Source organism: Paenibacillus sp. P46E (genome assembly GCF_001909095.1).
Lineage (GTDB): Bacteria > Bacillota > Bacilli > Paenibacillales > Paenibacillaceae > Paenibacillus_AQ > Paenibacillus_AQ helianthi.
The window spans coordinates 134,756-158,448 of record NZ_LVYZ01000044.1 but is presented as its reverse complement, the minus strand read 5'-3'; the positions used below and the strand labels follow the sequence as shown (position 1 = coordinate 158,448).

General features: G+C 52.6%; 18 protein-coding genes. 15 read left to right on the top strand and 3 right to left on the bottom strand.

The annotated features are described in order from the left end of the window. Nucleotides 1-92: 92 nt before the first annotated feature. The 8 genes from pdxR to A3849_RS16500 all read left to right on the top strand — a co-directional run bounded on the left by pdxR (nucleotide 93) and on the right by A3849_RS16500 (nucleotide 8,464). The gene (gene pdxR, locus A3849_RS16535; RefSeq protein ID WP_074112402.1) at nucleotides 93-1,553 is read left to right on the top strand and encodes a MocR-like pyridoxine biosynthesis transcription factor PdxR; all 1,461 of its coding nucleotides are present in this window, start codon (nucleotides 93-95) and stop codon (nucleotides 1,551-1,553) included. A 15-nt stretch (nucleotides 1,554-1,568) separates the two neighbouring features. Next, nucleotides 1,569-2,633 (top strand): D-alanine--D-alanine ligase, encoded by a 1,065-nt coding sequence (locus tag A3849_RS16530; RefSeq protein WP_083613539.1) that lies wholly within the window; start codon nucleotides 1,569-1,571, stop codon nucleotides 2,631-2,633. Beyond that, nucleotides 2,626-3,831, top strand: coding sequence for an aminotransferase class I/II-fold pyridoxal phosphate-dependent enzyme (locus A3849_RS16525; protein WP_074112401.1), 1,206 nt, complete (start codon nucleotides 2,626-2,628; stop codon nucleotides 3,829-3,831). The genes A3849_RS16530 and A3849_RS16525 overlap by 8 nt, the downstream gene beginning before the upstream one ends. 152 nt (nucleotides 3,832-3,983) lie before the next feature. Then, the gene (gene cobT, locus A3849_RS16520) at nucleotides 3,984-5,045 is read left to right on the top strand and encodes a nicotinate-nucleotide--dimethylbenzimidazole phosphoribosyltransferase (RefSeq protein ID WP_074112400.1); all 1,062 of its coding nucleotides are present in this window, start codon (nucleotides 3,984-3,986) and stop codon (nucleotides 5,043-5,045) included. After that, on the top strand, nucleotides 5,042-5,590 hold the full coding sequence (gene cobU, locus A3849_RS16515; protein WP_074112399.1) for a bifunctional adenosylcobinamide kinase/adenosylcobinamide-phosphate guanylyltransferase: 549 nt from the start codon (nucleotides 5,042-5,044) through the stop codon (nucleotides 5,588-5,590). The genes cobT and cobU overlap by 4 nt, the downstream gene beginning before the upstream one ends. After that, the gene (gene cobS / locus A3849_RS16510; protein WP_074112398.1) at nucleotides 5,587-6,393 is read left to right on the top strand and encodes an adenosylcobinamide-GDP ribazoletransferase; all 807 of its coding nucleotides are present in this window, start codon (nucleotides 5,587-5,589) and stop codon (nucleotides 6,391-6,393) included. Before cobU ends, cobS begins: the two co-directional genes overlap by 4 nt. 134 nt (nucleotides 6,394-6,527) lie before the next feature. Then, nucleotides 6,528-8,126: a cobyric acid synthase gene (locus A3849_RS16505; RefSeq protein ID WP_074112397.1), complete on the top strand. Its 1,599-nt coding sequence runs from the start codon at nucleotides 6,528-6,530 to the stop codon at nucleotides 8,124-8,126. An 11-nt stretch (nucleotides 8,127-8,137) separates the two neighbouring features. Then, complete coding sequence (locus tag A3849_RS16500) at nucleotides 8,138-8,464, top strand: YnfA family protein (RefSeq protein WP_074112396.1); 327 nt, start codon at nucleotides 8,138-8,140, stop codon at nucleotides 8,462-8,464. A 146-nt stretch (nucleotides 8,465-8,610) separates the two neighbouring features. On the opposite strand, the gene A3849_RS16495 is transcribed toward A3849_RS16500, so the two are convergent. Beyond that, a complete protein-coding gene (locus A3849_RS16495) occupies nucleotides 8,611-10,299 on the bottom strand; it encodes a methyl-accepting chemotaxis protein (RefSeq protein WP_074112395.1) in 1,689 nt (562 codons plus the stop codon). A 367-nt stretch (nucleotides 10,300-10,666) separates the two neighbouring features. On the opposite strand from A3849_RS16495, the gene A3849_RS16490 reads away from it, so the two are divergent. Then, entirely contained in the window at nucleotides 10,667-11,392 is a 726-nt protein-coding gene (locus A3849_RS16490) for a queuosine precursor transporter (RefSeq protein ID WP_074112394.1), read from the top strand. A 125-nt stretch (nucleotides 11,393-11,517) separates the two neighbouring features. Here the strand turns inward: A3849_RS16490 and A3849_RS16485 are convergent, their stop codons facing one another. Next, entirely contained in the window at nucleotides 11,518-12,612 is a 1,095-nt protein-coding gene (locus tag A3849_RS16485) for a M24 family metallopeptidase (RefSeq protein ID WP_074112393.1), read from the bottom strand. 350 nt (nucleotides 12,613-12,962) lie between these two features. Here A3849_RS16485 and A3849_RS32140 point away from each other — a divergent pair, with 350 nt between their 5' ends. The 3 genes from A3849_RS32140 to A3849_RS16455 all read left to right on the top strand — a co-directional run bounded on the left by A3849_RS32140 (nucleotide 12,963) and on the right by A3849_RS16455 (nucleotide 19,818). Then, nucleotides 12,963-18,227 carry an S-layer homology domain-containing protein gene (locus A3849_RS32140; RefSeq protein WP_143191832.1) on the top strand — a complete coding sequence of 1,755 codons (5,265 nt, stop codon included), beginning with the start codon at nucleotides 12,963-12,965 and terminating at the stop codon, nucleotides 18,225-18,227. Between the two features lie 214 nt (nucleotides 18,228-18,441). Next, on the top strand, nucleotides 18,442-19,284 hold the full coding sequence (locus A3849_RS16460; protein WP_074112392.1) for an SDR family oxidoreductase: 843 nt from the start codon (nucleotides 18,442-18,444) through the stop codon (nucleotides 19,282-19,284). Between the two features lie 30 nt (nucleotides 19,285-19,314). Further along, entirely contained in the window at nucleotides 19,315-19,818 is a 504-nt protein-coding gene (locus A3849_RS16455; RefSeq protein WP_074112391.1) for a GNAT family N-acetyltransferase, read from the top strand. Nucleotides 19,819-19,857: 39 nt separating this feature from the next. Here A3849_RS16455 and A3849_RS16450 read toward each other — a convergent pair whose 3' ends face one another. Then, nucleotides 19,858-20,202 (bottom strand): winged helix-turn-helix transcriptional regulator, encoded by a 345-nt coding sequence (locus A3849_RS16450; protein ID WP_074112390.1) that lies wholly within the window; start codon nucleotides 20,200-20,202, stop codon nucleotides 19,858-19,860. 82 nt (nucleotides 20,203-20,284) lie between these two features. On the opposite strand from A3849_RS16450, the gene A3849_RS16445 reads away from it, so the two are divergent. The 3 genes from A3849_RS16445 to A3849_RS16435 all read left to right on the top strand — a co-directional run bounded on the left by A3849_RS16445 (nucleotide 20,285) and on the right by A3849_RS16435 (nucleotide 23,650). Then, nucleotides 20,285-20,554 (top strand): YqkE family protein, encoded by a 270-nt coding sequence (locus A3849_RS16445; RefSeq protein ID WP_372237771.1) that lies wholly within the window; start codon nucleotides 20,285-20,287, stop codon nucleotides 20,552-20,554. A 361-nt stretch (nucleotides 20,555-20,915) separates the two neighbouring features. Beyond that, the gene (locus A3849_RS16440; protein WP_074112481.1) at nucleotides 20,916-22,361 is read left to right on the top strand and encodes an RtcB family protein; all 1,446 of its coding nucleotides are present in this window, start codon (nucleotides 20,916-20,918) and stop codon (nucleotides 22,359-22,361) included. 2 nt (nucleotides 22,362-22,363) lie between these two features. Further along, nucleotides 22,364-23,650 carry an AAA family ATPase gene (locus tag A3849_RS16435; RefSeq protein WP_074112388.1) on the top strand — a complete coding sequence of 429 codons (1,287 nt, stop codon included), beginning with the start codon at nucleotides 22,364-22,366 and terminating at the stop codon, nucleotides 23,648-23,650. Nucleotides 23,651-23,693: the final 43 nt, after the last annotated feature.

Here is a 23,693-nt window from a genome sequence, read left to right as displayed (position 1 = left end):
GCCATAGAACCACAGCGGGAAGAAATTCCCGGGCTGTGGTTCTTTTTTTACGAAGAGGACTGTGCCATGATAGCTATGGGGGCGATGGAAGCATGTTCAAGGACTTCAGGCTCATTGCCGGACGGCCGGTATTCATTCAAGTAAAAGATTACATGAAGCAGCTGATTCTCAAAGGCGCCCTTCAGGGTGACCAAAAGCTGCCGTCTACCCGCGAGCTCAGCACACTGCTGGGGGTCAGCCGCAATTCGGTCATTTCCGCCTACGAGGCACTTACGGATGACGGCTTCACCTATGCGGTGCAGGGCCAGGGCAGCTATGTATCACATGCAGCGGCTGAGCAAGCCGGAAGTCCCCGGGATTCCGCGTGGACAGTAGACTGGAAAGAGCGGCTGAGCAGTCAGGCCAAGCTGGCCGAGGAACTGGATATTATGAAGCGCGGAATACGCGCGGAGAAGGGTACGATTTCTTTTACCAGCATCGCGCCTGATGAGAGCCTGTTCGATCTGGACAATGTGAAGCGGGCATTTATGGAGCGCATGGCGGTGGAAGGCAATGTTCTGCTGAACTATGGCTATGCCAAGGGGTATAAGCCTTTAATAGACTATTTACGGCAATATATGGAGCATAAGGGCGTGGATACGCGGGGTAAGGACATTCTGATTACGAACGGTTTTACCGAAGGGTTTGATGTCGTATTGTCCGCACTCGGCCGCAAGGCTGGGGCGGTGCTCTGCGAGAATCCGACGCATCACACGGCCATTAAGAATATGAAGCTGCACGGTTTTGAGATTGCAGGTGTGTCTATGGAGCGGGACGGCATCCATCTGGGTGAGTTGAAGCGGGCGCTTGAGGCGCGTGAGTATGACTGTGCGTATTTTGTCCCCTCCTACCACAATCCAACGGGCATCGTCATGTCTCCCGAGAAAAGACAGCGGCTGATGAAGCTGATGACGGAGTACAAGGTACCCGTGATCGAGGACGGTTTTAATGAGGAACTCCGGTATTCGGGTTCCCACGTGGCGCCTCTGATCGCAGCAGCGGGCGGCGGGAATAGCGTGATTTATCTGGGAAGCTTCTCCAAGGTGCTTTTTCCTGGACTGCGTGTGGGCTGGGTGCTTGCGGATCAGGAGCTGATCTATTACCTGGAAAGCGTCAAAAGAGCGCGAAGCATTCATACCTCAACGCTGGATCAATCCATTCTGTATCAATATCTGCTGGGCGGCAATCTGGAGAAATACCTGAAACGGGCGAGAGCGGAATATAAGCGCAAATACGAGCTGACCCTGGCCTGCTGCCAGGAGCACATTCCGTATACATCACTCACCGGGGATGGGGGCCTGCATCTTTTTATTACGTTTGCCGAGGGCTTCAGCACGAGGGAGCTGCTTACGGCATGCCGGGAGCAGGGGGTTATTTTTACACCGGGAGATATGTTCTATACGAATGGGCAGGGGCAAAACACACTGCGGCTGGGGTTCTCCAGGGTGGCTGACGGGGATATCCGGAAGGGCGTTGAAATTATTGGCAGTACTGCACGGCAACTACTGGGATGAAGAGGGGTTAAGAGAATGAGAAGAGTAGGCGTAATTATGGGCGGGGTATCCTCGGAATATGAGGTGTCGCTGAATACGGGCAGAGAAATGCTGAAGCATCTGGACCGCAGTAAATATGAAGGCGTCCCGGTAGTCATTTCTTCGCGGGAAGAGCTGGTTGATGCGGTAAAAGATCTGGATTTCGCGCTGCTTGCCCTCCATGGTGCCTACGGCGAGGACGGAACCGTACAAGGGACGCTGGAAACACTGGGGATTCCGTATTCCGGCAGCGGTGTGCTGTCCAGCAGCCTGTGCATGGATAAAGCGCTGTCCAAAACCATTCTCCGCAGCCAAGGTGTGAACACGCCTGCCTGGATCTGCCTGGACCGTATGGAGGATTTCGTGCCGGAAGCTGTAGCGAAACTCGGATATCCTGTCATGGTAAAACCAAATTCGGGCGGCTCCAGCATCGGTATGACAAAGGTGAACAGCCGTGAAGAGCTGCAGAGCGCGGTAGAGAAGGCTTTTGCCGTTGACCGTTCGGTGCTGATCGAGGAATATACTGAAGGCCAGGAAATTACCTGCCCCATTCTTGGAGGAAAAATGCTGCCCGTTATCGGCATCCGCTCACTGGGAGCAGATTGGTTCGATTACAGTGCCAAATATGAGCTGGGCGGTGCGGAGGAACAGGTCATTCAGCTACCGGAAGGGCTTGAAGAACAGGTGCGTGCGGCGGCTTTGACCTGCTATCAGGCGCTGAAGTGTACGGTATATGCGCGGGTGGATATGCTGCTTAAGGACGGCGTTCCTTATGTGCTTGAGGTAAACACATTGCCGGGCATGACCGAAACGAGCCTGCTGCCAAGAAGTGCGCTTGCTGCCGGATATACCTTCAGCGGGCTGCTGGATGAGATTATCTCCGGTTCGCTCGCAGAGCGGCGGGGGATCGCGTCGGAGCCGGAGGTTCCAGGCACAGTAGGCTTACCGGGAGTCCGGAGCGTACAGGGAGAAGTCGGTAATGAAAATAAGCAGGGCGCTCAGAGTTTGCGTGACACGCAGGCACTGCAGACTGTGCGGCAGGGGGCTGTCCACTATGGATAAACACAGACGGTTTCAGCAACAGGATCACAGCGCCCTGCTGAGTGATCTGATTGCACCGCGTGTACGGGAGATAGCGCCTTCGGGCATCCGTGCTTTTTTTGATCTCAGTGCGGGTAACAACGAGATTATATCACTGGGTGTAGGTGAACCCGATTTCACTACCCCTGAGCATATTAGAGCCGCCTGTATCCGTGCCCTGGAGCGGGGAGAGACGAGTTATACCCCGAATGCCGGGCTGCCCGAGCTGCGGGAGGAGATCGCCCGCTATCAGCAGGAAAGCTTCGGGCTGTCCTATCAGCCTCTGGAGGAGGTGCTGGTAACGGTGGGCAGCAGTGAAGCCCTTGATCTGGCGCTGCGTGCCTTCACCGCGCCGGGTGATGAGGTAATCATTCCTTCGCCCAGTTACATCGCCTATTCGCCGATCGCCTATTTGAACGGGGGAACATTGGTGGAAGTGGAGGCTACTGTGGAGCAGGGCTTCAAGCTTACCGCCGAGGCGCTGCTCAGAGCCATTACCCCGCGTTCCAAGCTGCTGATGGTGAATTTCCCGAATAATCCTACAGGGGCAGTAATGTCTTATGAGGATTGGCTTCCGATTGCAGAAATCGTAAAAGCCCATAATCTGATCGTACTCTCGGATGAAATCTATGCCGAGCTGACCTATGACAGCAGACATGTCAGCATTGCTTCGCTTCCCGGCATGAAGGAGCGGACGATCGTAATCAGCGGTTTCTCCAAAGCCTTCGCCATGACCGGCTGGCGGGTCGGTTATGCCTGCGGGAACCGGGAGCTGCTGTCTGCAATGCTGAAAATCCATCAGTATACGGCGATGTGCGCGCCCGTGCTGGGCCAGATTGCCGCGATAGAATCGCTGCGCCACGGATTGCCGGACAAGAATACAATGAAAGAATGTTTCCGGCAGCGCCGTTCTCTGTTTGTTGAAGGGCTCAGATCCATCGGGCTGCATTGCCATGAGCCGCAAGGGGCTTTTTATGCCTTTCCTTCTATTAAACATACCGGAATGTCATCAGAAGATTTTGCGCTTCGCCTGCTGCGGGAAGCCGGGGTTGCTGCTGTGCCGGGCCAAGTGTTCGGTACGGGCGGTGAAGGTCATCTCCGCTGTTCCTATGCCGCTTCCACAGCGAAGCTGACTGAAGCGCTCGAACGGATGGAAGGTTTTATGAAGGTAAAAATGTAATTGTAAGATTAATCTCTATCCCCTATAATCCATAAGGAAGAAATAGGGAGTATTAGTGACGAAATAGCTGGCGAGCCGCAGCAGAGGGCCCTCTTCTTCAGAGAAGGGGGCCCTTCTAATTTCAATGCAAGAACAAACAGGAGGCTATAATGATGATTTCAGCAATTGAAGAAGTAACGGGACGGATTACTCCGCCGGATGAACAAGCCGAGCTGCAGGCAGCGCTTCGCCTGAACAGTCTGACCAAGCCGCCGGGAAGCCTCGGACGTCTGGAAGCGCTGGCTGTCCGGCTGGCTGGCATCTCGAAGAAGGCGCAGGCCAGCTACGGGACACGTACTGTTGTTGTAATGGCTGCCGATCACGGTGTCTGCTGTGAGGGGATCAGTGCTTTTCCGCAGGAAGTTACGGTGCAGATGGCCTATAATTTTCTCACAGGTGGGGCGGCGGTCAATGTCCTGGCCCGTCAGGCTGGAGCAAGTGTGCAGTTCGTGGATATTGGAATCAATGCGGAGCTCGAGCATCCGGAACTGATCAACCGTAAGGTGCGGCCTGGAACGGACAATATGGCAGCAGGACCGGCCATGAGCCGGGAAGAGGCTCTTCAGGCTGTACTTGTCGGTGTAAATGTTGCCCGGGAAGCGGTTAAGAACGGAACGGAGATTTTTATCACCGGTGAAATGGGCATCGGCAATACAACGGCCAGTGCCGCCATTCTGTGCGCTCTGGAGGGCATCTCACCGGAGGTTGCTGTAGGCCGAGGAACGGGGATTGATAATGAACGGCTGCTGCACAAAATTGAAGTCGTTGCGCGTGCACTGCGCGTGAATTCTCCGGACCCGGCAGATCCGCTGGATGTGCTTGCCAAGGTAGGCGGACTTGAGATCGCCGGTCTGGCCGGGCTCATTCTCGGAGCTGCTGCACTGGGCGTACCGGTCATTCTGGACGGATTCATCTCGGGTGCCGCTGCACTTGTAGCGAAGGCCATTGCGCCTGAATCCACAGCATATATGATCGCTTCCCATGTCTCAAACGAGCAGGGCCATAAGCTGATGCTGGAGCGCCTGGGACTGGAAGCACTGCTTGATTTGGGGCTGCGTCTGGGCGAAGGAACGGGAGGCGTGCTCAGCCTTCACCTGATTGACGCGGTCAGCCGCATCATGACCGAGATGGCTACCTTTGAGAGCGCCGGAGTATCCGGGGCTGAGGGAAAATGAGCATCCTTGTAACCGGAGGAGCGCGGAGCGGTAAAAGCAGCTTTGCTGAGCGGCTGACGCTCTCCTTGGCGAATCAGGCCGTATATGTGGCTACCGGACAAGCCTTTGATGAAGAAATGAAGCTGCGGATTGCCCTGCACCGCAAGCTTCGCGAAGCGAATGGCAGTGCCTGGGAGACGCTGGAGGAGCCGCATGCTCTGCCAGCGCTTCTGGACCGTCTCTCTGGCGGAAAGGCGGTGCTTGTGGATTGCCTGACACTATGGCTCTCCAATGTACTGCTGGCCGTGGAGGATCAGGAGGACCGACAGGAACGGGTGGAGCGGGAAATCGCCCGCTTGGAGCACAGTGTATCGTCTTTTCAGGGTGTGCTGGTGCTGGTGACAAATGAGGTGGGGGACGGCATTGTGCCGGAATATGCGCTTGGCCGGCTGTACCGGGATCTGGCCGGACGCATGAATGCGCTGCTGGCCCGGAGCAGTAAGCAGGTCTTTCTGGTCACTGCCGGCATTCCGATAGAGCTGAAGAGCAGGGAGTATCTGTTATGAGCGCTCGTGGGGATGCTGCCGCCGCATTTCAGTTTCTTTCGCGGTTTCCGGTCAAGGATGGCGGGGATTTCTCCCGCGATCTGCTGCAGCGCAGTGTGGTCTATTACCCGATGGTTGGCGCAGCCATCGGACTGAGTGCAGCGCTGGGTGCAGGCATCGCGGCCTGGCTGCTGCCTGCCTGGCCTGCTGCTGTGATCACCCTCATTCTATGGGTGGGGCTGACCGGCGGCCTGCATCTGGACGGCTGGATGGATAGCGCGGATGCGCTGCTCAGTTACCGTACACGTGAGCGAATGCTGGAGATTATGAAGGACAGCCGCGTAGGGGCCATGGGGGTGCTGGCCTGCGTGCTGCTTCTGCTGCTGAAGGCCTCGCTGCTCGCGGCATTCATCGAAGGCGGCTCCTGGTCGGAGCTGCCGCTGCTCCTGCTGCCGCCGGTCTGGAGCCGCTGGTACATGGTGCGGGCTATGGCCCGCTACCCGCTCGCCCGCGGCAATGAAGGGCTGGCCGCCAGCTTCAAGGGGCTGCCTGCCCGGCAGGAGCGGCGCACGCTGCTGCTGGCAGCGCTGCTCTCGCTGGCCGCAGCCGCCGCGCCTCTGGCGCTCGGCGCGGACAGCGCCTGGCCGCAGCTGCTGGCGGCGGCCATCCTTGCGCCCGCTCTGGCGCTGGCCTGCGGCACGCTTGCGGCGCGGCGGATCAGCAGCCGGCTCGGCGGGCTCACCGGCGATGTGTACGGCGCGCTGAACGAGCTGCTGGAAGCGCTGCTCCTGCTGTTTCTGGTGCTGCTACAGCATAACCTGTAGCGCCCCGAGCCTTAGAGCGGATTATAGCCGGCCTGTGTGCCGGCTTATTTTAAGAATATAAGCATTGATATGTTTTACGCTATCAATCATCTTTATATTTCTCCGTCAGCAGAATAATAGCAAGGAGGCTTGGCATGGAAGATCAAGCAGTAACAACACGAATGAAGCCACAGCCTGCGGCTGTGCTGATGATTCAGGGAACGGCATCGGATGTCGGGAAGAGTCTGGTTACCGCCGCTATTGGGCGGATTATGACCCGGGACGGATACCGGACAGCGCCTTTCAAATCGCAGAATATGGCGTTGAATTCCTACGTCACTGTGGACGGCAAGGAAATCGGCCGTGCCCAGGGCATGCAGGCTGAAGCATTCGGCACTACCGCGACCACCGATATGAATCCGATTCTGTTGAAGCCCTCCGGCGAGATGAGTGCGCAGATTATAGTGCACGGAGTGCCGCATGCAGCGCTGAGCGCCCGCGAATACCGGGAGAAATTCCTGCCGGAAGCCAAAAGCACGGTGATGGATGCGCTTGGACGGCTGCGGAGCTCTTATGATGTCGTATTGATGGAGGGCGCAGGCAGCCCGGCTGAGATCAACCTGAAGGCGAGGGACATCGTCAATATGAATCTGGCGGGATGGGCGGATGCCCCGGTGCTGCTGGTGGCTGACATTGACAGGGGCGGTGTGTTCGCTTTTCTGGTCGGCACCCTGGAGCTGTTGGAGCCGCATGAGCGGGCTCGTGTCAAAGGCTTCATTATCAATAAATTCCGCGGCGATCTGTCGTTACTACAGCCAGGGCTCGATTGGCTGGAGCAGCGGACAGGCATACCGGTTCTGGGAGTCCTGCCATTTCTGCCTCAATTGCGGATCGAAGCTGAGGATTCCGTGGTTCTGGAAGGAACGACTGGACGGTTGCGGGCGATGAAGGGCAAAGAGCTGGATATCGCCGTCATCCGCTACCCGAGAATCTCCAACTTTACCGATTTTGATCCTCTGGAGGACGAGCCGGATACTGCTGTGCGCTATGTGGCAGCTGCTGATGAGCTGGGCACGCCGGATGCCATCATCCTGCCAGGGACTAAGAACACAGGTGCCGATTTAGATTATCTGCGGGAACAGGGTTTCCCGGAAGCGATCGCCGCGGCAATGAACCAGGGGACCAGGCAGCTTGTTGGCATCTGCGGAGGGTATCAGATGCTGGGCCGGAAGCTGTATGACCCGCATGCGGTAGAAAGTTCAGAACCGGGTGAAAGAGAAGGGCTTGGGCTGTTACCGCTGTCCACTTCTTTTCTCCAGCAGAAGATTACGGTCCGTGCCAGCGGTGTGCTGGCTCAGAACCACCCGCTGCTCTTAGGCGGAACACCTCCCGGATCAGTAATGGAACTCTCTATTGAAGGGTATGAAATTCATATGGGAACCACTGTGAACCATGATCCCTCATTGGTCAGAAGCCTCTTTCAGCTGAAGGGACCGGAAGGGAGTACGCAGCCCGAAGGTTGGGGAACACCGGAGGGCCGGGTCTGGGGAACCTATCTGCATGGATTGTTCCACAATGACGGCTTGCGCAGAGCCTGGCTTGATGGTCTGAGACTCTCCAAAGGGCTTATACCGCTTGCGCAGACCTTCTCGGCAGCAGCGCTGCGCGAACAGGAGTTTGACAGGCTGGCGGATAGCGTGCGTGCGAACCTTGACATGGCAGCGGTCTATGAGATCATGGGATTAACTCAATAAGGGAGGTAACCATGGCCATAGCGATTCTTCTCTTTATCGTTGCCGGTCTGGCCGAAATCGGCGGCGGGTATCTGATCTGGCTGTGGCTGCGCGAATCGCGTCCGCTCTGGTACGGAGGAGTTGGAGCGCTGATTCTCGTAGCATACGGCATTATTCCCACCCTTCAGAAGTTTCCTTCCTTCGGCAGAGTCTATGCAGCCTATGGCGGGGTATTCATCGTGCTAGCCGTGCTATGGGGCTGGCTGGTGGATAAAAAAACACCGGATCTCTATGACTGGATCGGTGCCGGCATTTGTGTAATCGGAGTGGCCGTCATTCTCTGGGCACCGAGACATTGACCGGCAGCAAACGTGAATGCTCACCAGTGTACCGGGACTAAGGGCCGCACCGCATACACACAAAAACAGCAACGGGTGCCGTTCCTTCATAGGACGGCACCCGTTGCTGTATGCTTCTGCGGCAATTATCATAATTCACCGCGGGACTAAATTTTGAACTGCTGTACCGCTTCCTGCAGCTTCACGGCTTGCTGGTACAAATGCTCTACAGTCTCAGCATGAACTTCAAGCTCCTGATGCTGCTGCTCGGAGTTGGCAGCAAGTGTGTCGGCATTTTGCTGTGACTTGGAAGTGATCTGGGCGGTTTCCTCCACGGAGGCACTGACCTCCTCGGTACCTGCCGAGATTTGCTGTGTAGCGGCAGATACGGACTGAATGCTGTGGTTGATGCTCTGAATAAGAATCAGCAAGTGGCTAAAAGCATTTCCGGCCTCAGACACTTTGCCCACACCCGAAGCCACCTCGGCATTCACATGATTCATTTCTTCTACCGACCGGTTCATATCCTCCTGCAGGCTAAGCAGGAACTCACGGATTTGTTCATTCGATTCTTTGGATTGCTCGGACAGCTTGCGGACCTCTCCGGCAACCACTGCAAAACCGCGGCCATGTTCACCCGCCCGTGCAGCTTCAATGGAAGCATTCAGCGAGAGCATTTGAATCTGCTTGGTGATCTCTGTAATTCCCTGGACAACTTCACCGATCTGCATAGAACGCTCATTCATGATGCGGAACTGCTCCAGCGACTTCACCGAAGCCTCGGCCACATGACGCATCTGATCCACAGCGCTTTGAGCGATATCATTGCCGCCTGAGGCTTCTTGGGAAGCCTCAATGATCTGTTCGGTAACTTCACCTGCGGCTGAAGCAATATGCTGGATGCCGATATTGATCTCATCCATCGCCCGGGAATTATCCTGCGCGCTGCCGGCAATGGCCGTGCTGCCTTTGCTGATTTCTACAACAGACAGGGCAGATTCCTCAGCCATCCCGTTCAGAATGTCAGTGCGTTCCTTCAAGACATTGGAATCCGCGACCACAATGCTGGAGGTATCCAGAACCTGTCCAATCATCTCTCTCAGCCTCTCGCTCATGGTCCGGAAGCTCTCAGCCAGCAGGCCTACTTCATCGTTGCCTTTAATCTCCAGTTGCTGGGTGAAATCCCCGCTGGCCAGCTTCGTGCTGTAGACGGCTAGCTGTGTGATCGGACGTGTGATTCTGCGGGTCATCAGCAGCGCAGCGCCCACACCAACGATCAGCACACCCAAAGTGATTCCTGCACTAATCCAAAGGATGCTGTTCATTTTATCCTGGATAAAAGCAACATCTGAACTTGCTCCGATGACCATTGTAGTGCCGGGGACCCCGACATACGCAGTCTTATGTATTCCGTGACTATCACTATATATTTCACTAAGTCCGGCTTTTCCCTTGGTCGCCCGCTCCATGGCGGGTTGAACCTCAATGCTCTCATCCGGCTGCAGCTTCGCGCCATGATCTGCAGTTAGTACAGTAGCTTTGCCTTCCTTCAAATCGATGAGAAAGATGGTTTCCAGGCCATGCTGTTTTCGTTTATCCTGAAAATAAAATTCGATCGTTGTCCTCGATTGTTCGTTTTTGTTGAGAGTCTGCTGGGCATGTGTCGCATTCATATTTTTATAGATGTCCTGCGCGGAACTGGTCAGAATCTTGTCAATCTGCGGGATCACATAACTGTCAAAGGTATTGATAGATATGAAATAATAGCTGGTACTTAATAAAGCAGATGACAGCAACAGAACAATGAACAGCAAAAACGTAAATCTACGGCCAATGGATTTCTTGACTTGAAACATTTCATTCTCTCCTTTTCCTTCAATTACATCCTTCTATCCCATGCCAATGCTTTTTGGGCAGGCAAGCAGCAATATATTCCGTAGGTATGGTCATATATGGAGCTATCGTTTCCAGGAATGTGATTGATAACTATTCTATAGAATTAACCTCAGGTTGAATAGTGAAAATTTGCTTAATGCTGAAGAATTTTCAGAAAATTTATGTATATTTATCGAATACTTTAGCTGTTTTATGAAAAAAATGAATTTATATTTCATAGCATGTTAGCTTTGATTATGGTAAAGTGAAAATGTTTTGTTCTCAAAAAAAGAACGCCGCGGTTCGTAACCATCCCGCGTAACCAAAACTAGGAGGAATAATTGATTCGTGTTTAATTTGTTGTGGGGAATGTTGTTCGTCGTTGTCAATTTTGGTTTCTATCTGCTTTGCTACCGGCTTTTTGGCAAAAAAGGCCTGTATGCCTGGGTCGGTGTGGCTACTGTCATCGCCAACATTCAGGTCGCCAAGACGATTGCCATGCCCTTCGATATTGTGATGACACTGGGCAACACGATGTATGTCACACTCTATATGACCAGTGACCTGCTGAATGAGAAATATGGACGGGCCGAGGCGCGGAATGCGGTGTGGTTTGGTTTTTTCACGCTGCTGATGACTACGGTAATCATGCAGATGGTGCTGCGGTTCGAGCCCCAGGAAACGGATATCGCCCAACAGTCGCTCAAGATCATCTTTGGTCTGATGCCGCGTCTCGCGGCGGGAAGCCTAACCGCTTATTTTATCAGCCAGTTTCTTGATGTCCGGCTGTATGCCTGGATTCGCAAATATTACAGCAGTTCAAGACAGCTCTGGATCCGCTCCAACGGAAGTACGATGGTCAGTTCTTTTGTTGATACACTAATTTTCTGCACCATTGCCTTTGCGGGAACCTATGATCTGCGGGTATGGACAGAAATTCTGCTGACCACGTATATCGTGAAATTTCTGCTTACCGGTGCCGGAACACCAATTCTGTACATTGCCCGTTCCTTCAAATTTGCAGAGGACGAGGTGCCTGCTCACCCGGCGGCAGATTCACGCAGCGCTTCCTGAAGCCTGGCAGAAGAATCACCGCACCACAGAAGGTGCCTTATCATTGCATCAAAAAAGCAGCAAACCAACTCCGGGAGGAGCTGGTTTGCTGCTTTTTGCTGAATGTAAGGATTTACGCTATAAATCTATAAATGCAGCACCGTCAGCCCTTTCGGCATAGTCGTCAGCGTCTTGGGACCCTCTGGTGTAATCCAGACATCATCTTCAATCCGGACGCCCCCCAGACCGGCTACATAAATACCTGGCTCTACAGTGAAGACATTGCCGATGTCGATGAAATCCCCATTCATTCCGTGCAGTGAAGGATATTCATGCGTGTCCATCCCGAGGCCATGTCCGACCCGGTGCATGAAATACTCGCCATAGCCTGCGGCTTCGATCACTTCACGAGCCGCGCGGTCTACCGAACCGAAGGTGGCTCCGGCCCGGGAAGCTGCAATGCCGGCTTCATTAGCCGCCAGAACCGTGTTGTAGATTTCAACCAGCTTGGGATTTGCTTCTTCAACGGCATACGTACGGGTGATATCGGAGGCATAGCCTGCAGCGTATACGCCGAGGTCGAACATCAGGAAGTCACCCGGCTGAATGACCCGGCTGCCAGGCACACCGTGGGGCAGTGCGGTATTCGGACCGGAGAGGACCATCGTATCGAAGGAAGGGCCGGAAGCGCCAACCTTTTTCATCAGATAGTCCAGCTCGGCCACCAGCTCGATTTCGCTGACTCCGGCTTTGACATGAGTGAGGCCTTGACGGAGTACCTCCTCCACCAGCTCGGCGGCATGCTTCATGCGGCTGACTTCCTCCGGGGTTTTCTTCGCGCGCATCGCCCGCAGGATAGGGCCGATATCACGGAAAACATCCGCAGGAACCGCTTCTGCCAGTTGTTCATAACGGCTCACGGTGAAGTGCTCCTTCTCGATGCCCAGCGTTCCGGGCCTCAAGCCTGCAAAACATGATTTCAGCAGCTCATACGGATTATCCGTGTCGCTGTGTGTCAGAATCTTGGTCACTGAGGAGGCAGCAGAAGCGGCTTCGGCATCGAGTGCGGGAACGATCAGCACCGGCTCTTCGCCGCGGATCAGCAGCAGTCCCAAAAAACGCTCATGAGGATTGCTGGCAAATCCGGTCAAATAGTACACATGCTTCGGATCGGTGACGAGCAGCGCATCCAGGCTCCCGCCAGCCATTCCCTGCTCCAAAGTGGATAGAGCCTTATTCATTTCATTAGTTCCCCTTTCGGCTTCACGTTAAAATCAACGTTCTCATTATAGATCATAACCCGTCAGGGTGCACGTGCAGTAACGCTGGTTACTGAATGGGAAACGGATAATCATATAATTCTTACATGTTCGTGAAATACACAACTTTAGTCCTATCTCTAACTTGGGTTTATTGGGGGAATGTGACAAATTATCTTTTTTTACGATAAAATACGAGATTTTAATAGAGGAATAGATTGACATATAATAGGCCGTTGGGTACGATTTCCACTAGGTCTATCTAATTATGACAATTCTGCTGGGGGAGTAGTCATGGGTAGGATACTATCATGGGGAAAAGGGAGACAGCTATGTATTCAAAAAGGTTGAGAACTACGGTTTCGCTGGTTTTAGTTTTACTTTTATCTTTTCTAAGTGTGCTGGAGGTATCGGCGGCATCTTTGAAGGCGGGGGTGGTAACCTCGGAAAAAATGCTGAACGGGAAGCAGAAAATCTCCGTCAACAGCGTACTGGATGTAACCTACGGTGATTATACGACGCTAAATTCGGTGAAATTCTCCCTTCTTAAGGACGGAAATGAAGTAGCCAGTCAATCGAGGTCGAAATACCAGATCGAGCATATGTCTGCAGCAGACTCGGTTTACTCTGTCTATTATTCCAACATTGCCTTTGAGGGGCTGAATGCAGGAGAGGAATACACTCTGCGGGCAGAGTACCAGGGAAAGTCGGGGGTAGTCGTTACAGATCCCCAGAGCATAACAATCCCTGCTTCAACAAAAATTAAAGTGGTCGTAGAACATATGGCCAAAGACTCGGATACATACGTGGAAGCCGCTGCAGGGGAAGTTCGCAGTGATGATAAAAGCATCAGAATCTCGTTTACGAGCAATGGGGTACCGCTGGTAAATGAGAGAATTGACGTACGGGCGAACACTAAATATTATAGTAACTTTGTTACTAATGCATCTGGTCAGATCGAACTGGTGGGTAAAGCAGATTTTCCGTTGGTTGACTCTGTCCTGATCCTTTCTGTCAAATCAGGAACGGATAACTATGAGGCCACACCGGTGTATATTACAGATAAGCAGGAGGCAGGGACATATACAGCTGCTATCCGTTATCTTGATGCTGATGGTAATCTGATGCGCCAGAACTATGACAATTCTAGCTGGCCAAACGGTGTTGTTCAAAGAATTGGTGTTTCTGGACTAGATATGCTGGTTCTAAAAACAGCCGGTGTCACGGGTGATTTCAAAACACTCATTAAATCCGCAAACAATGAAGTGTATATGTTCCATACGAGCCAATCGGCGCTGTACTCCGCCGTAGACGGAAGTCATCTTGCTATTATCCAGAATGGCAGTGACTATAGCCGCCTGAACCTGAAGTACTCTTGGGATGGAGCGCCATTAGAGGTGAAATCCGTCTCTGTTACAGCAAATAATCACTATAAACAGCTCAGCAGCTCCAACATCTCTCAGGATATAACTGCAAATGTATTATACGTTAAGAAAGACATCGAATACGATGTCACAGCCGTTGCCGCTATTCCGGGAACGGACAGCAGAGTTGTGTTGCATCATCAGATAAAGCCGGGTGAACCGGTTAGTACCATAGAGTATGCAGCCAAGTCTGAGGACTTCAGTGCACTGAAGCTCCAGGTCCCGGATCGGGGACAAGGTCAAGGTCAGATTAAGGTATCCTTTTTAAATGCCAAATTGAACTTCAACCAGGCCAGCGTAACAGTGCCTTCAGCGGATTCAACCGTGTATGTTCATAAAGGGGAAGAAATTCACCGTCTGACTGCGACAACAACAATCGGAAATAATGGCAGCAGCAGCTACACGAATCAGGTTGTTCTGAAATCCTTTTTCACGCCGGTAGAGAAAGAGTATTCTCTTAAGGCTGGAAGCAGCTACAAATCGCAAATTATTCTGAATGTGCTGGGCTCGAATTATTATGCTCAGGACGAAGTCCGCAACCAGATCGTTCTGGGTGAAAATCTGGAGACGCGGGTGGTTATGACTGATGAGAATCAGAATGTTGTGGATCTGAACGGCAACTACAGAATCCAGATTCTGGATGCAGCCGGAGCTATCGTTGAAGAGAATTCGCTCTATTGGACTACGGAAGAAAAGGATGGCTATCTCCAGCGTGTGAACAAACGGGAATGGAAACCTGTGAAGTCCGGAGACTATAAAGTCCAATTTGTCCCTTACTTCTATCAGAATGGGGGATATGTGAAGGGTGAAGTTCTTGCGGAAGCCGACCTGAAGGTCTTGTCTAAGCAGGAACTGGAAGTGGAAGTCCGCGATAAGGCTGGTAAGCTGGTCGACTTGGTGAATAAACCTTATCTAACCGTGGATCAAGCCGGGAAGGTTACCTTCACTGTACGTGAACATGTAACAGGGGCTATTGGTAAGGCTCTTCCGGGTGTGAAAATTACACGCTATGGACAGGAAATGGGGATCACTGATGCAGAGGGGCAATTCACACTGCCTGCAAGCGAAAGCTCCTATCTTGGAGAGTTCTTCTTCCAAAAATCGGATTACTTGTCCAAAACGGTATCGGTAGCTGTAATTGATCCGAAAACGCAATCCGTAATACGGGTCCGGGGACTCGATAAGCCGGAGGGGGAATATGCCGGTGGAGTGCCGCTGGATTATGCCTACGTGCAGGCTAGAATCAAGAAAAGCGACGGCACATACATTCAACAGACTCAGTTTATCAACATTGATGATCAGCAGGCTTTTCTTATTGTAGAAGCACCATCGGTAGTCGGTGTAGACTTTATGCGCTATAACCGCAGCAATATGGGAGTAGAGTCCAAGTACGGTTACTATATGTACGGTTCTGTGCAAACCAATCCAGGCAAGGAATATTCACTGGTGCTGGATGCCAGGGATCCTCTTCAAGAGGTAAGTAAAGTCAAACTTACGGAGTATATGGAGGAACTATCTCTTATCCGTAAGGGCTTGTCCGGAGTAGATTATGTTCCTTACGTAATCGACAGCAACAGTAGTGACCAGAACTACTTTTATGCCACAGAAGGAACTTACAGCGTATTGGCGCATACAAGTGGAGACACTTTCATTTATCGTGATAATGTAGTGGTCACCGAAGGGGATAATACATGGTTGTATACTGATTCCCCTAGTGATCTGGCTACGGTGGTAGCACCGGAATCAGGAAGCATTTACTCTGTGGATTTCATCACAGCAGATCAATCGAAGCTTAGGGGTTATGCATATGACGCTACACAGGTCCAACTGACACCCGGCGAAGTGATTGTGAATCTGGACCAGATGATCGGGAGTCTGGAGTACCAATATAATATTCACCTTTCAGGAGATACACTCAAAGCGGGAACCTTCAACGAGCTGAGTCCCGGCGCTATTGCCGGACTGGATATAGTGGGTCTGAAGAATGGAAAATTGGTCCGCAGCAGCGCCTATAACTGGCTGAATATCGGATTGGTTGATACAGCAGGTAACGCAATAAGCCAACTGTCCAAACCAAGAATTCTGGTTACAAGCTATGGTTCATCCAGCGGTCACACCACGATTAATCCGGAAGCATCTTCTTACACCATTGAGGATGAAGTGGGGAACAAGCTGTATGAAGGAAGTTCGTTAAGCTATCCATTGAATGCCTCCGTAATGTTGAAAGACGGAAGCTATGTAGTGAAAGCGAATGTTACTATTGACGGAAAAACTTACACCCTTAACAAGAAAATTGTACTGGAAACGAAAGAGGGCACAATCGTTGATCCGGGAACCACTCCTCCAGGTGAAGATTTAGAGAACGGTGGCAGTACACCAGGAAACGGAACTAATCCTGGCAGCGGCACTGGCAGCGGCACTGGTAGTGGTACAGGTAGTGGTACAGGTAGCGGTACAGGCAGTGGCACAGTAACAACTCCTGCACCAACCCAAGCGCCGAATGTAAGCGTAAATGAACAGAACACCAAGCTTCAGGAACTGGTCAAAAGCGTGACAGGAACACCGGCAGAGAAGGCAGCCGCAGCTCAAAGTGCACTGAGCAGCATTGCAACTTCGCTCAAATCCGTTACAACGGCTCAAGGGGCTGAGCAGAACAGCAAGAGCTTGTCCCAAGCCTTGGACAGCGCTGCCCAATTACTCGCAACGATTCAAGATCCGGCAGAGAAGCTGAAGATTGTCAGCTCAGTTAATGAACTCGTCAATAGCGCCCCTTATGTGCTGAATCATCTGGAAACCGGTGAGAAGGCAGTTGCTTTTGCACAGTCGCTGATTCAGAATGCAGCAGCAGTCTTGAATAACGCACAGGGGGTCGCTGCGGCCGATATCCTGCAAATCAAGAATGGCATAGTGTCTTCCAGCCAAGCGGCCCTGAACAAAGCTGGTGAAGTAACGATTGCCAAGGAAAACGTAACGGTGGAGGGAAACTCGGTCTCCTCTCAATTGACAGAAGGATTGGTCAGCAAGCAGATTGAAGCCTCCAAAAAAGCTCTGGCTGCTGTATCAGAGGACCTGAACGCCAAGCTTGGTGCGGGTCTGGCCAGTGAACTCAAGGTTTCCTTGACCGTAGAGATTCCTCCGGTTGGTGAAGGTGTGAATAAGCTGAACACCTCGCTCCCATCGGAGATTCTGACGATGATACAGAACAATGGTATTGATGGACTCAAGCTCCAGATGGGAAAAACAGCATTTACCATTGAGCCGGATACATTCGGTACGGTGAAAGCCGGGGAGAAGATTACCCTTGCAGCTGAAGTTGTGGAGAACGCCGTGATCGGTAAGCCAAGCCAGGCGGAACCGCTGGCTACCCTGCCGGTGATGGAATTCAGTGCAAAGGTAGGAGATAAGGCAGTCAAAAGCTTCGAGAAGCCGATCAACGTGTCCTTCGATGTATCCGCAATTGACACATCCAAATACTCGGCGGCTAACCTTGAAAAACTCACAGTGTATGTACTGAATGAGACCAGCCTGACCTGGGAAGCGGTCGGCGGTAAGTTTGATCCGGTTACACAAACCGTGACTGCTCCAAGAGGCCACTTCAGTCGTTATACTGTAATGCTCGGAAAAGGTGCATTTACGGATGTGGCTGAAAATCATTGGGCCGTGAAAGAAATCAATTACCTGTTAACCAAGGGAATTGTGGAGCAGACAGCTAAGTTTAATCCTTCGGATAAGGTAAACCGCGCACAGTTTGCAGCCTGGATTTCCAAAGCCTATGGTCTGGATGGCACAGGGCTGACTCTGCCATTCAAAGATCTTGCTGCCGGAAGCGCCGGTTATAATGAAATTGCCGCTGCTTACGCAGCAGGAATCATTACAGGCAAATCCGCTTCGGTTTTTGACCCTAAGGCAACCATTTCCCGTCAGGAAATGGCCACCATGCTTGCACGTGCTCTTACTCTCTATAACGGGGCTAAGAACGTTTCCGACCCAGGGAATGTAAATGCAGCCTTTACCGATAACGGTAAAATTGCTAAATGGGCAGCAGCAGGTGTAGCTCTGACCAAGAGCAGTAAGCTCTTTGGGGGCTTTGAAGACGGTACCTTCCGTCCAGCACAAACGGCAACCAAAGCAGAAGCAGCAGCACTGATCTACAGACTTTATCAACTGAAGTAGAGTAAACTGTCCTATCACTAACTAAAGGCTGGCCTGCACGCAGATTAACATTCTACGGGCGGGTCAGCCTATTTGTGTATTAGAGCTTTTCTTCATCCCCTGATATGATGTAACATATTCATAAATCATGTGCTTTGTAAAGGCCAGGCCGAAGCGGATGCCGTCCAAAGAAGAACGGCGAAGCGTTTCCACCTGGAGGAGAGGGGACTTGCCCATGCTAGGGAAGACGGTGCTGGTCACCGGAGGCAACTCCGGTATGGGACTGGCGACAAGCATTGAAATGGCCCGGCGGGGAGCGGCGGTTATTATGGCCTGCCGTAGCCGCCAGCGGGGAGAAGAAGCGCTGGGGGAAGTGAAGCGGCAAAGCGGGTCAGATAATATCAGGCTGATGCTGTGCGATCTGGCCTCATTCAAGAGCATCCGGGCTTTTGCGGAGGAATTCAAGGCCGGTTATCCTGTGCTTGATGTGCTGATTAATAACGCAGGAGTGGTTACAGTCAAGAGACAGCTCACAGCAGACGGCTATGAAATGGATCTCGGTGTCAACCATCTGGGCCACTTTCTGCTGACCAATCTGCTGCTGGAGCCGCTGGCTGCGGCAGAGCAGGGCCGGATTGTAGTGGTTGCCTCCGGTGCCTATAAGATCGGTAAACTTCATCTGGACGATCATACCCTCTCGCGTGGTTATAATCCGGCTAAGGCCTACGCCCGTTCCAAGCTGGCCAATATCTTGTTCACCCGGGAGCTGGCTTCACGGCTGCAGGGGACAAGAGTCACGGTGAACGCCTTGCATCCAGGGGCAGTTGGAACAAGCATCGGGGTGAACCGGGAGACCGGTTTTGGGCGCTCGGTCCTGAAGCTTCTGTCTCATTTCTTTTTGACGCCGGAGCAGGGGGCTGATACAGCCATTTGGCTGGCAACAGCGCCGGAGCTGGGGGAAGTAAGCGGAGAGTATTATTACCGCCGCAAGGTTCAGGAGCTGTCCCCCAGAGCGCAGGATGCTGCAGCCTCAGCACAATTGTGGCAGTGGAGTCTGGATCAGACCGGGTACGTTTGAAATTCATATATTTGCAGGAGGAATAGATCAATGGCAGCGCAGAATTACAGGATTGAAGATGCAGTGGCTGGGGATTTAGGGGCCATTGTAGATATTTATAACTCAACAGTTGCGGGAAGGATGGTGACTGCTGATCTGGAACCGGTGAGCACTCAGGACAGAGAAAAGTGGTTTCAGGAGCATAACAGTCATCACAGGCCGCTCTGGGTGCTCAAAAAAGACGGTGAAATCGCCGCCTGGTTTAGTTTTCAGTCTTTTTACGGCCGTCCGGCCTATAACGGTACTGCAGAAATCAGCGTCTATGTAAATGAAAAATTCCGCGGTACAGGGGCAGGTAGCCTGCTGCTGGCCAAGGCTCTGGAGGAGTGCCCGCGTCTTGGCCTGCAGAATCTGGTCGGCTTTGTGTTTGGCCATAATGAGCCAAGCCTGTCGCTGCTGCGGAAATTCGGTTTTGAACAGTGGGGCTTGCTGCCCGGTGTTGCTGAGATGGACGGCATTCTGCGTGACCTGGTGATTATCGGCCGCAAACTGTGAGAAATGGCAGCTTCTCCGGTATCGTTCCCGTATTCTGGCTCAATGCGGACGGACAGATTCAGACTGGCACTCTTCGGCGGTAATCCATGAATCTGACCATTGCTGAAGATCCCGAATAACCGATTCCAGTGCCCGGCCTTTGTCTGTCAAAGAGTACTGGATTCGAACAGGTGTCTCAGGAAACACCTCACGGAGGACAATGCCCTCTTGTTCAAGTTCCTTGAGCCGCTCTGAGAGCAGCCGGCCGCTAACCGGCAGAGAGGCTTCAATAACGCTAAACCGCTGGGGTCCCTGTAGAAGCTGGTAGATGACTAAGCCCGTCCAACGTCTGCCGATGATATCCATGCTTTTTTGTAACCTTGGACACAAGTCTGTAGATTTCATAAGGCTCACCTCTTACTTAACATTATAAACGAAAAGACCTTTAACTAAAACAAATTTGAAGTATATAGCGTTCCCCGAAAGGATGATTGAATTGGCTAAAAAGAAAAAACCAGCCCATGCACCGCGCCCCGCAGCTTCGGAGGCTCCGGCAACTCTGAAGGATCTGTTGAGCAGCGATGTGCTGGAGAAGCTCAAGGCGCAGGGTGATGCCCTTAAGGCCGAAGAGAACGACAAAAAAGAAGCCGCCCGTAAGGCGGTGGAGGACCAGCGCAAGGCGGAGCAGAAGCGTCTGGAGAATGATTTTGCCCATTTGCTGGAGAACAGCAGTCAGGATTGGCACAAATTTAAATGAATGTTTTTCCAGTAAAAGGATTGACATGAACCGGAACGTGCGTTTATATTGGGTTTATCAAATTAAAGGGAGGTCGATGAGTCATGATTGGAAATACACAGCTTACAACCGCATATGGAAGATCTGATCTCACCGGCCCCGTTCGGGAAACATGATGTGCACCGGCCTGTTCTGCTGAATTTATGCAGGATAGGTACGACTGGCATACTGTAATGAACCTTTGGCAGGGTGCTATATACGGAAACTCTGCGAAGAGCCGTGGATCAGAATGATGATCTGCGGCTCTTTTTGCGTACCCATTTTATTTGCTCCACACATTAATAGCTTACACTTTGAAGGGAATTGAACAACAATTATGAATATGAACATGCAAATTGCGGGCAATGATATGCCCCGTTATAAACATGAGCTTGCCCTGCCGGGCGGCGACCTGAAGGTATACGCCAGTGAGCAGCTGTTTGCATCACTGGATTATAAAGTACTGGAAATGGCGAACAACAATCTGCAAATTCCTAATATCGAATACATGAGCTACACTCCGGATGTGCATGTAGGTGTCGGAACCTGCATTGGCACTACGGCAGTATGGGATGCCGCTGAAGGGTATGTGTCTCCCTCCATTGTGGGCAGCGATATCGGCTGTGGCATGCGAGTGCATCTGACGACATTGCATAAGGATGATCTGCGTGAAGTGAAGCTACGCCGGAAGCTGGTACGCGCCATTGAGAAATATTTACCGATGGAGCAGCAGCAGCGGGGAAGTTACAGTGATATCCGGCTGGAGAACATTATCCGCAAAGGGCTGCACGGGCTGCCGAACAAGTATGTGCCGGACAGCTATACCCCGAAGAAGTCAAGCGCGTTGTCGCATGTTGAGATCAGCAAGCTCACGTTTGACGAGGAGATTCTGAATGAGCTTCCCGACATGGCCTGGCACCGGGGACACCGCCAGCTCGGAACCCTGGGCGGGGGCAACCACTTTGTGGAGATCCAGTCGATTGAAGTTGCGGAGGAGCAGCGTGAATTGGCTGAGGCTTGGGGGCTGCACGACGGGCAGATCGTCGTAATGATCCATTCCGGCTCCCGGGCCTGGGGAGGGATCGTCAACCAGTTCTGCACACCGGCCTTCGCCAAGGTGATGGGCCAGCTGGGTCTTGGCAGCGCCGATCCGCGCCTGATCTATGCACCGCTGGCACATCCTCAGGCCCAGCGCTACGTCAATCTGATGTACTCAGCGCTGAACTATGCAGTGGTGAACCGCCATCTGATCGCCTACGCGGTCCGCGAGGGGTTCCGCGAAGTATTCGGACCCAAATGTGAGCTGCGGACTCTTTACGACCTGATGCATAACTATGCCTGGCAGGAACAGACCGCTTCCGGGTCCAAGTTCGTCCACCGCAAAGGGGCAACCCGCGCGCTGCCGGCCGGACACCCGGATAATCCACGGCCTTATGCGGCTACCGGCCATCCGGCGCTGATTCCGGGATCTATGGGTACGGCCTCGTACATCATGGTCGGTCTGCCGGGAGGGGAAGAGAATTATTATTCCATCTGTCATGGCGCCGGACGTATCCGCTCACGTTCAGCAACGAAGCGGCTGGTGTCGGTCCATGATTTTTCCAAGTCGATGAGAGTAGGCGAAGAGGATGAGATTGTGGTCAATCAGCATTCCCTGGAATCTATCATTGACGAATCGCCTCAAGCCTATAAGAATGTAGATGAGATTATAGAGAGCGTTACGGGCGCCGGGCTGGCTGCGGTCGTGGCCAAATGCAAGCCGCTCGCAGCGATAAAGGGGACCAAGTAACCATGGAGAAGGAGAACAAGAAGCATACTGTAATTTACAAATACGACGAGAATACCACCGGTATGATCAAGGGCTACGATGCCTATGCACGTCTGGTGGACGGCATTCTTGAGGCTCTGCACACCCGTTATGGTGTCCGTTATGAGCTGTATGCCAGTGACGACCCCAACAGTGAGTACTGGAAGCTGCTGGAGAATGATGTGCAGAGCGGCAATCCCGGCGTGGAGCATGTGGCGCGGATTTTTGACCGTCTGGAGGACCGGACATTTGTGTATGACGATGACAAGGAGCAGCCGGAATACAGTATCCACTTGTCGATTCGCAATAACGTGCTGGCCTATCCGGATATGGGCGTGGCCCTTGCACGGGTCCCTGTATTTCAGGAGAACGGCATCAACTTCCAGGATTATGTGTTTGCCGCCTCCGACGGGCAGCTGCAGGTTTTTCTCGGCAATGTGCGCAAGCGGCAGCGGGAACAGAATATCAATAAGGTGACGGTGTACACCGACAGACGCAATGGGATCTTCCGTGAGGATGAACCGATTACACGTTCTGTCGGACGTGAGGATGTGGTGCTGGAAGCGGGAATCAAAAAAGAAATATACCGTTCGCTGGACCAATTTTTTGATTCGGACCGCAGCTTTTATGTAACCTATGACATTCCCTACAAAAGAGGGATTCTGCTCTACGGACATCCGGGGAACGGGAAGACCACGCTGGTCAAATCTATTGCAGGAAGTGTGCCTGGTCCTGTCGTCTATTGGCAGATTACCGAATACACCAGCAGTGAATCGGTGAATGAGGTGTTCGAAGCCGCAGCCCGGCTGGCGCCTATGGTGCTGGTGATCGAGGATATCGATTCGATGCCGCAGGAGGTCAGATCCTTTTTCCTGAATACGCTGGACGGGGCCACCTCTAAGGAGGGGATTTTTCTGATCGGGACCACCAACTATCCGGAGAAAATAGATCCCGGGCTCATGAACCGCGCCGGGCGCTTCGACCGGGCGTATGAGATCCGAATGCCGGACGAGGAGCTGCGGATGGAGTATCTGAAGCTGCGCGGCTTCAAAGCGTTTGCCGGTGAAGAGGGTGTGGCCACCGCAGCGCGCCTGACGGCGGATTTCTCCCTGACCCAGCTCGGCGAGCTGTATGTCAGTGCCGCACTGGAATGGCACGAGAACGGACGGGCCGATGTCGAGGCTCTTGTCCGGGGGATGCGCGGCGAGCTGGATAAAGGCCGCAAGCGGGAATGGATGAAGGACGCTGCGTCGACTATCGGATTTTATTAGAACTGTAATTTTCATTATTACATTTGCAGATAAGCTGTATTGC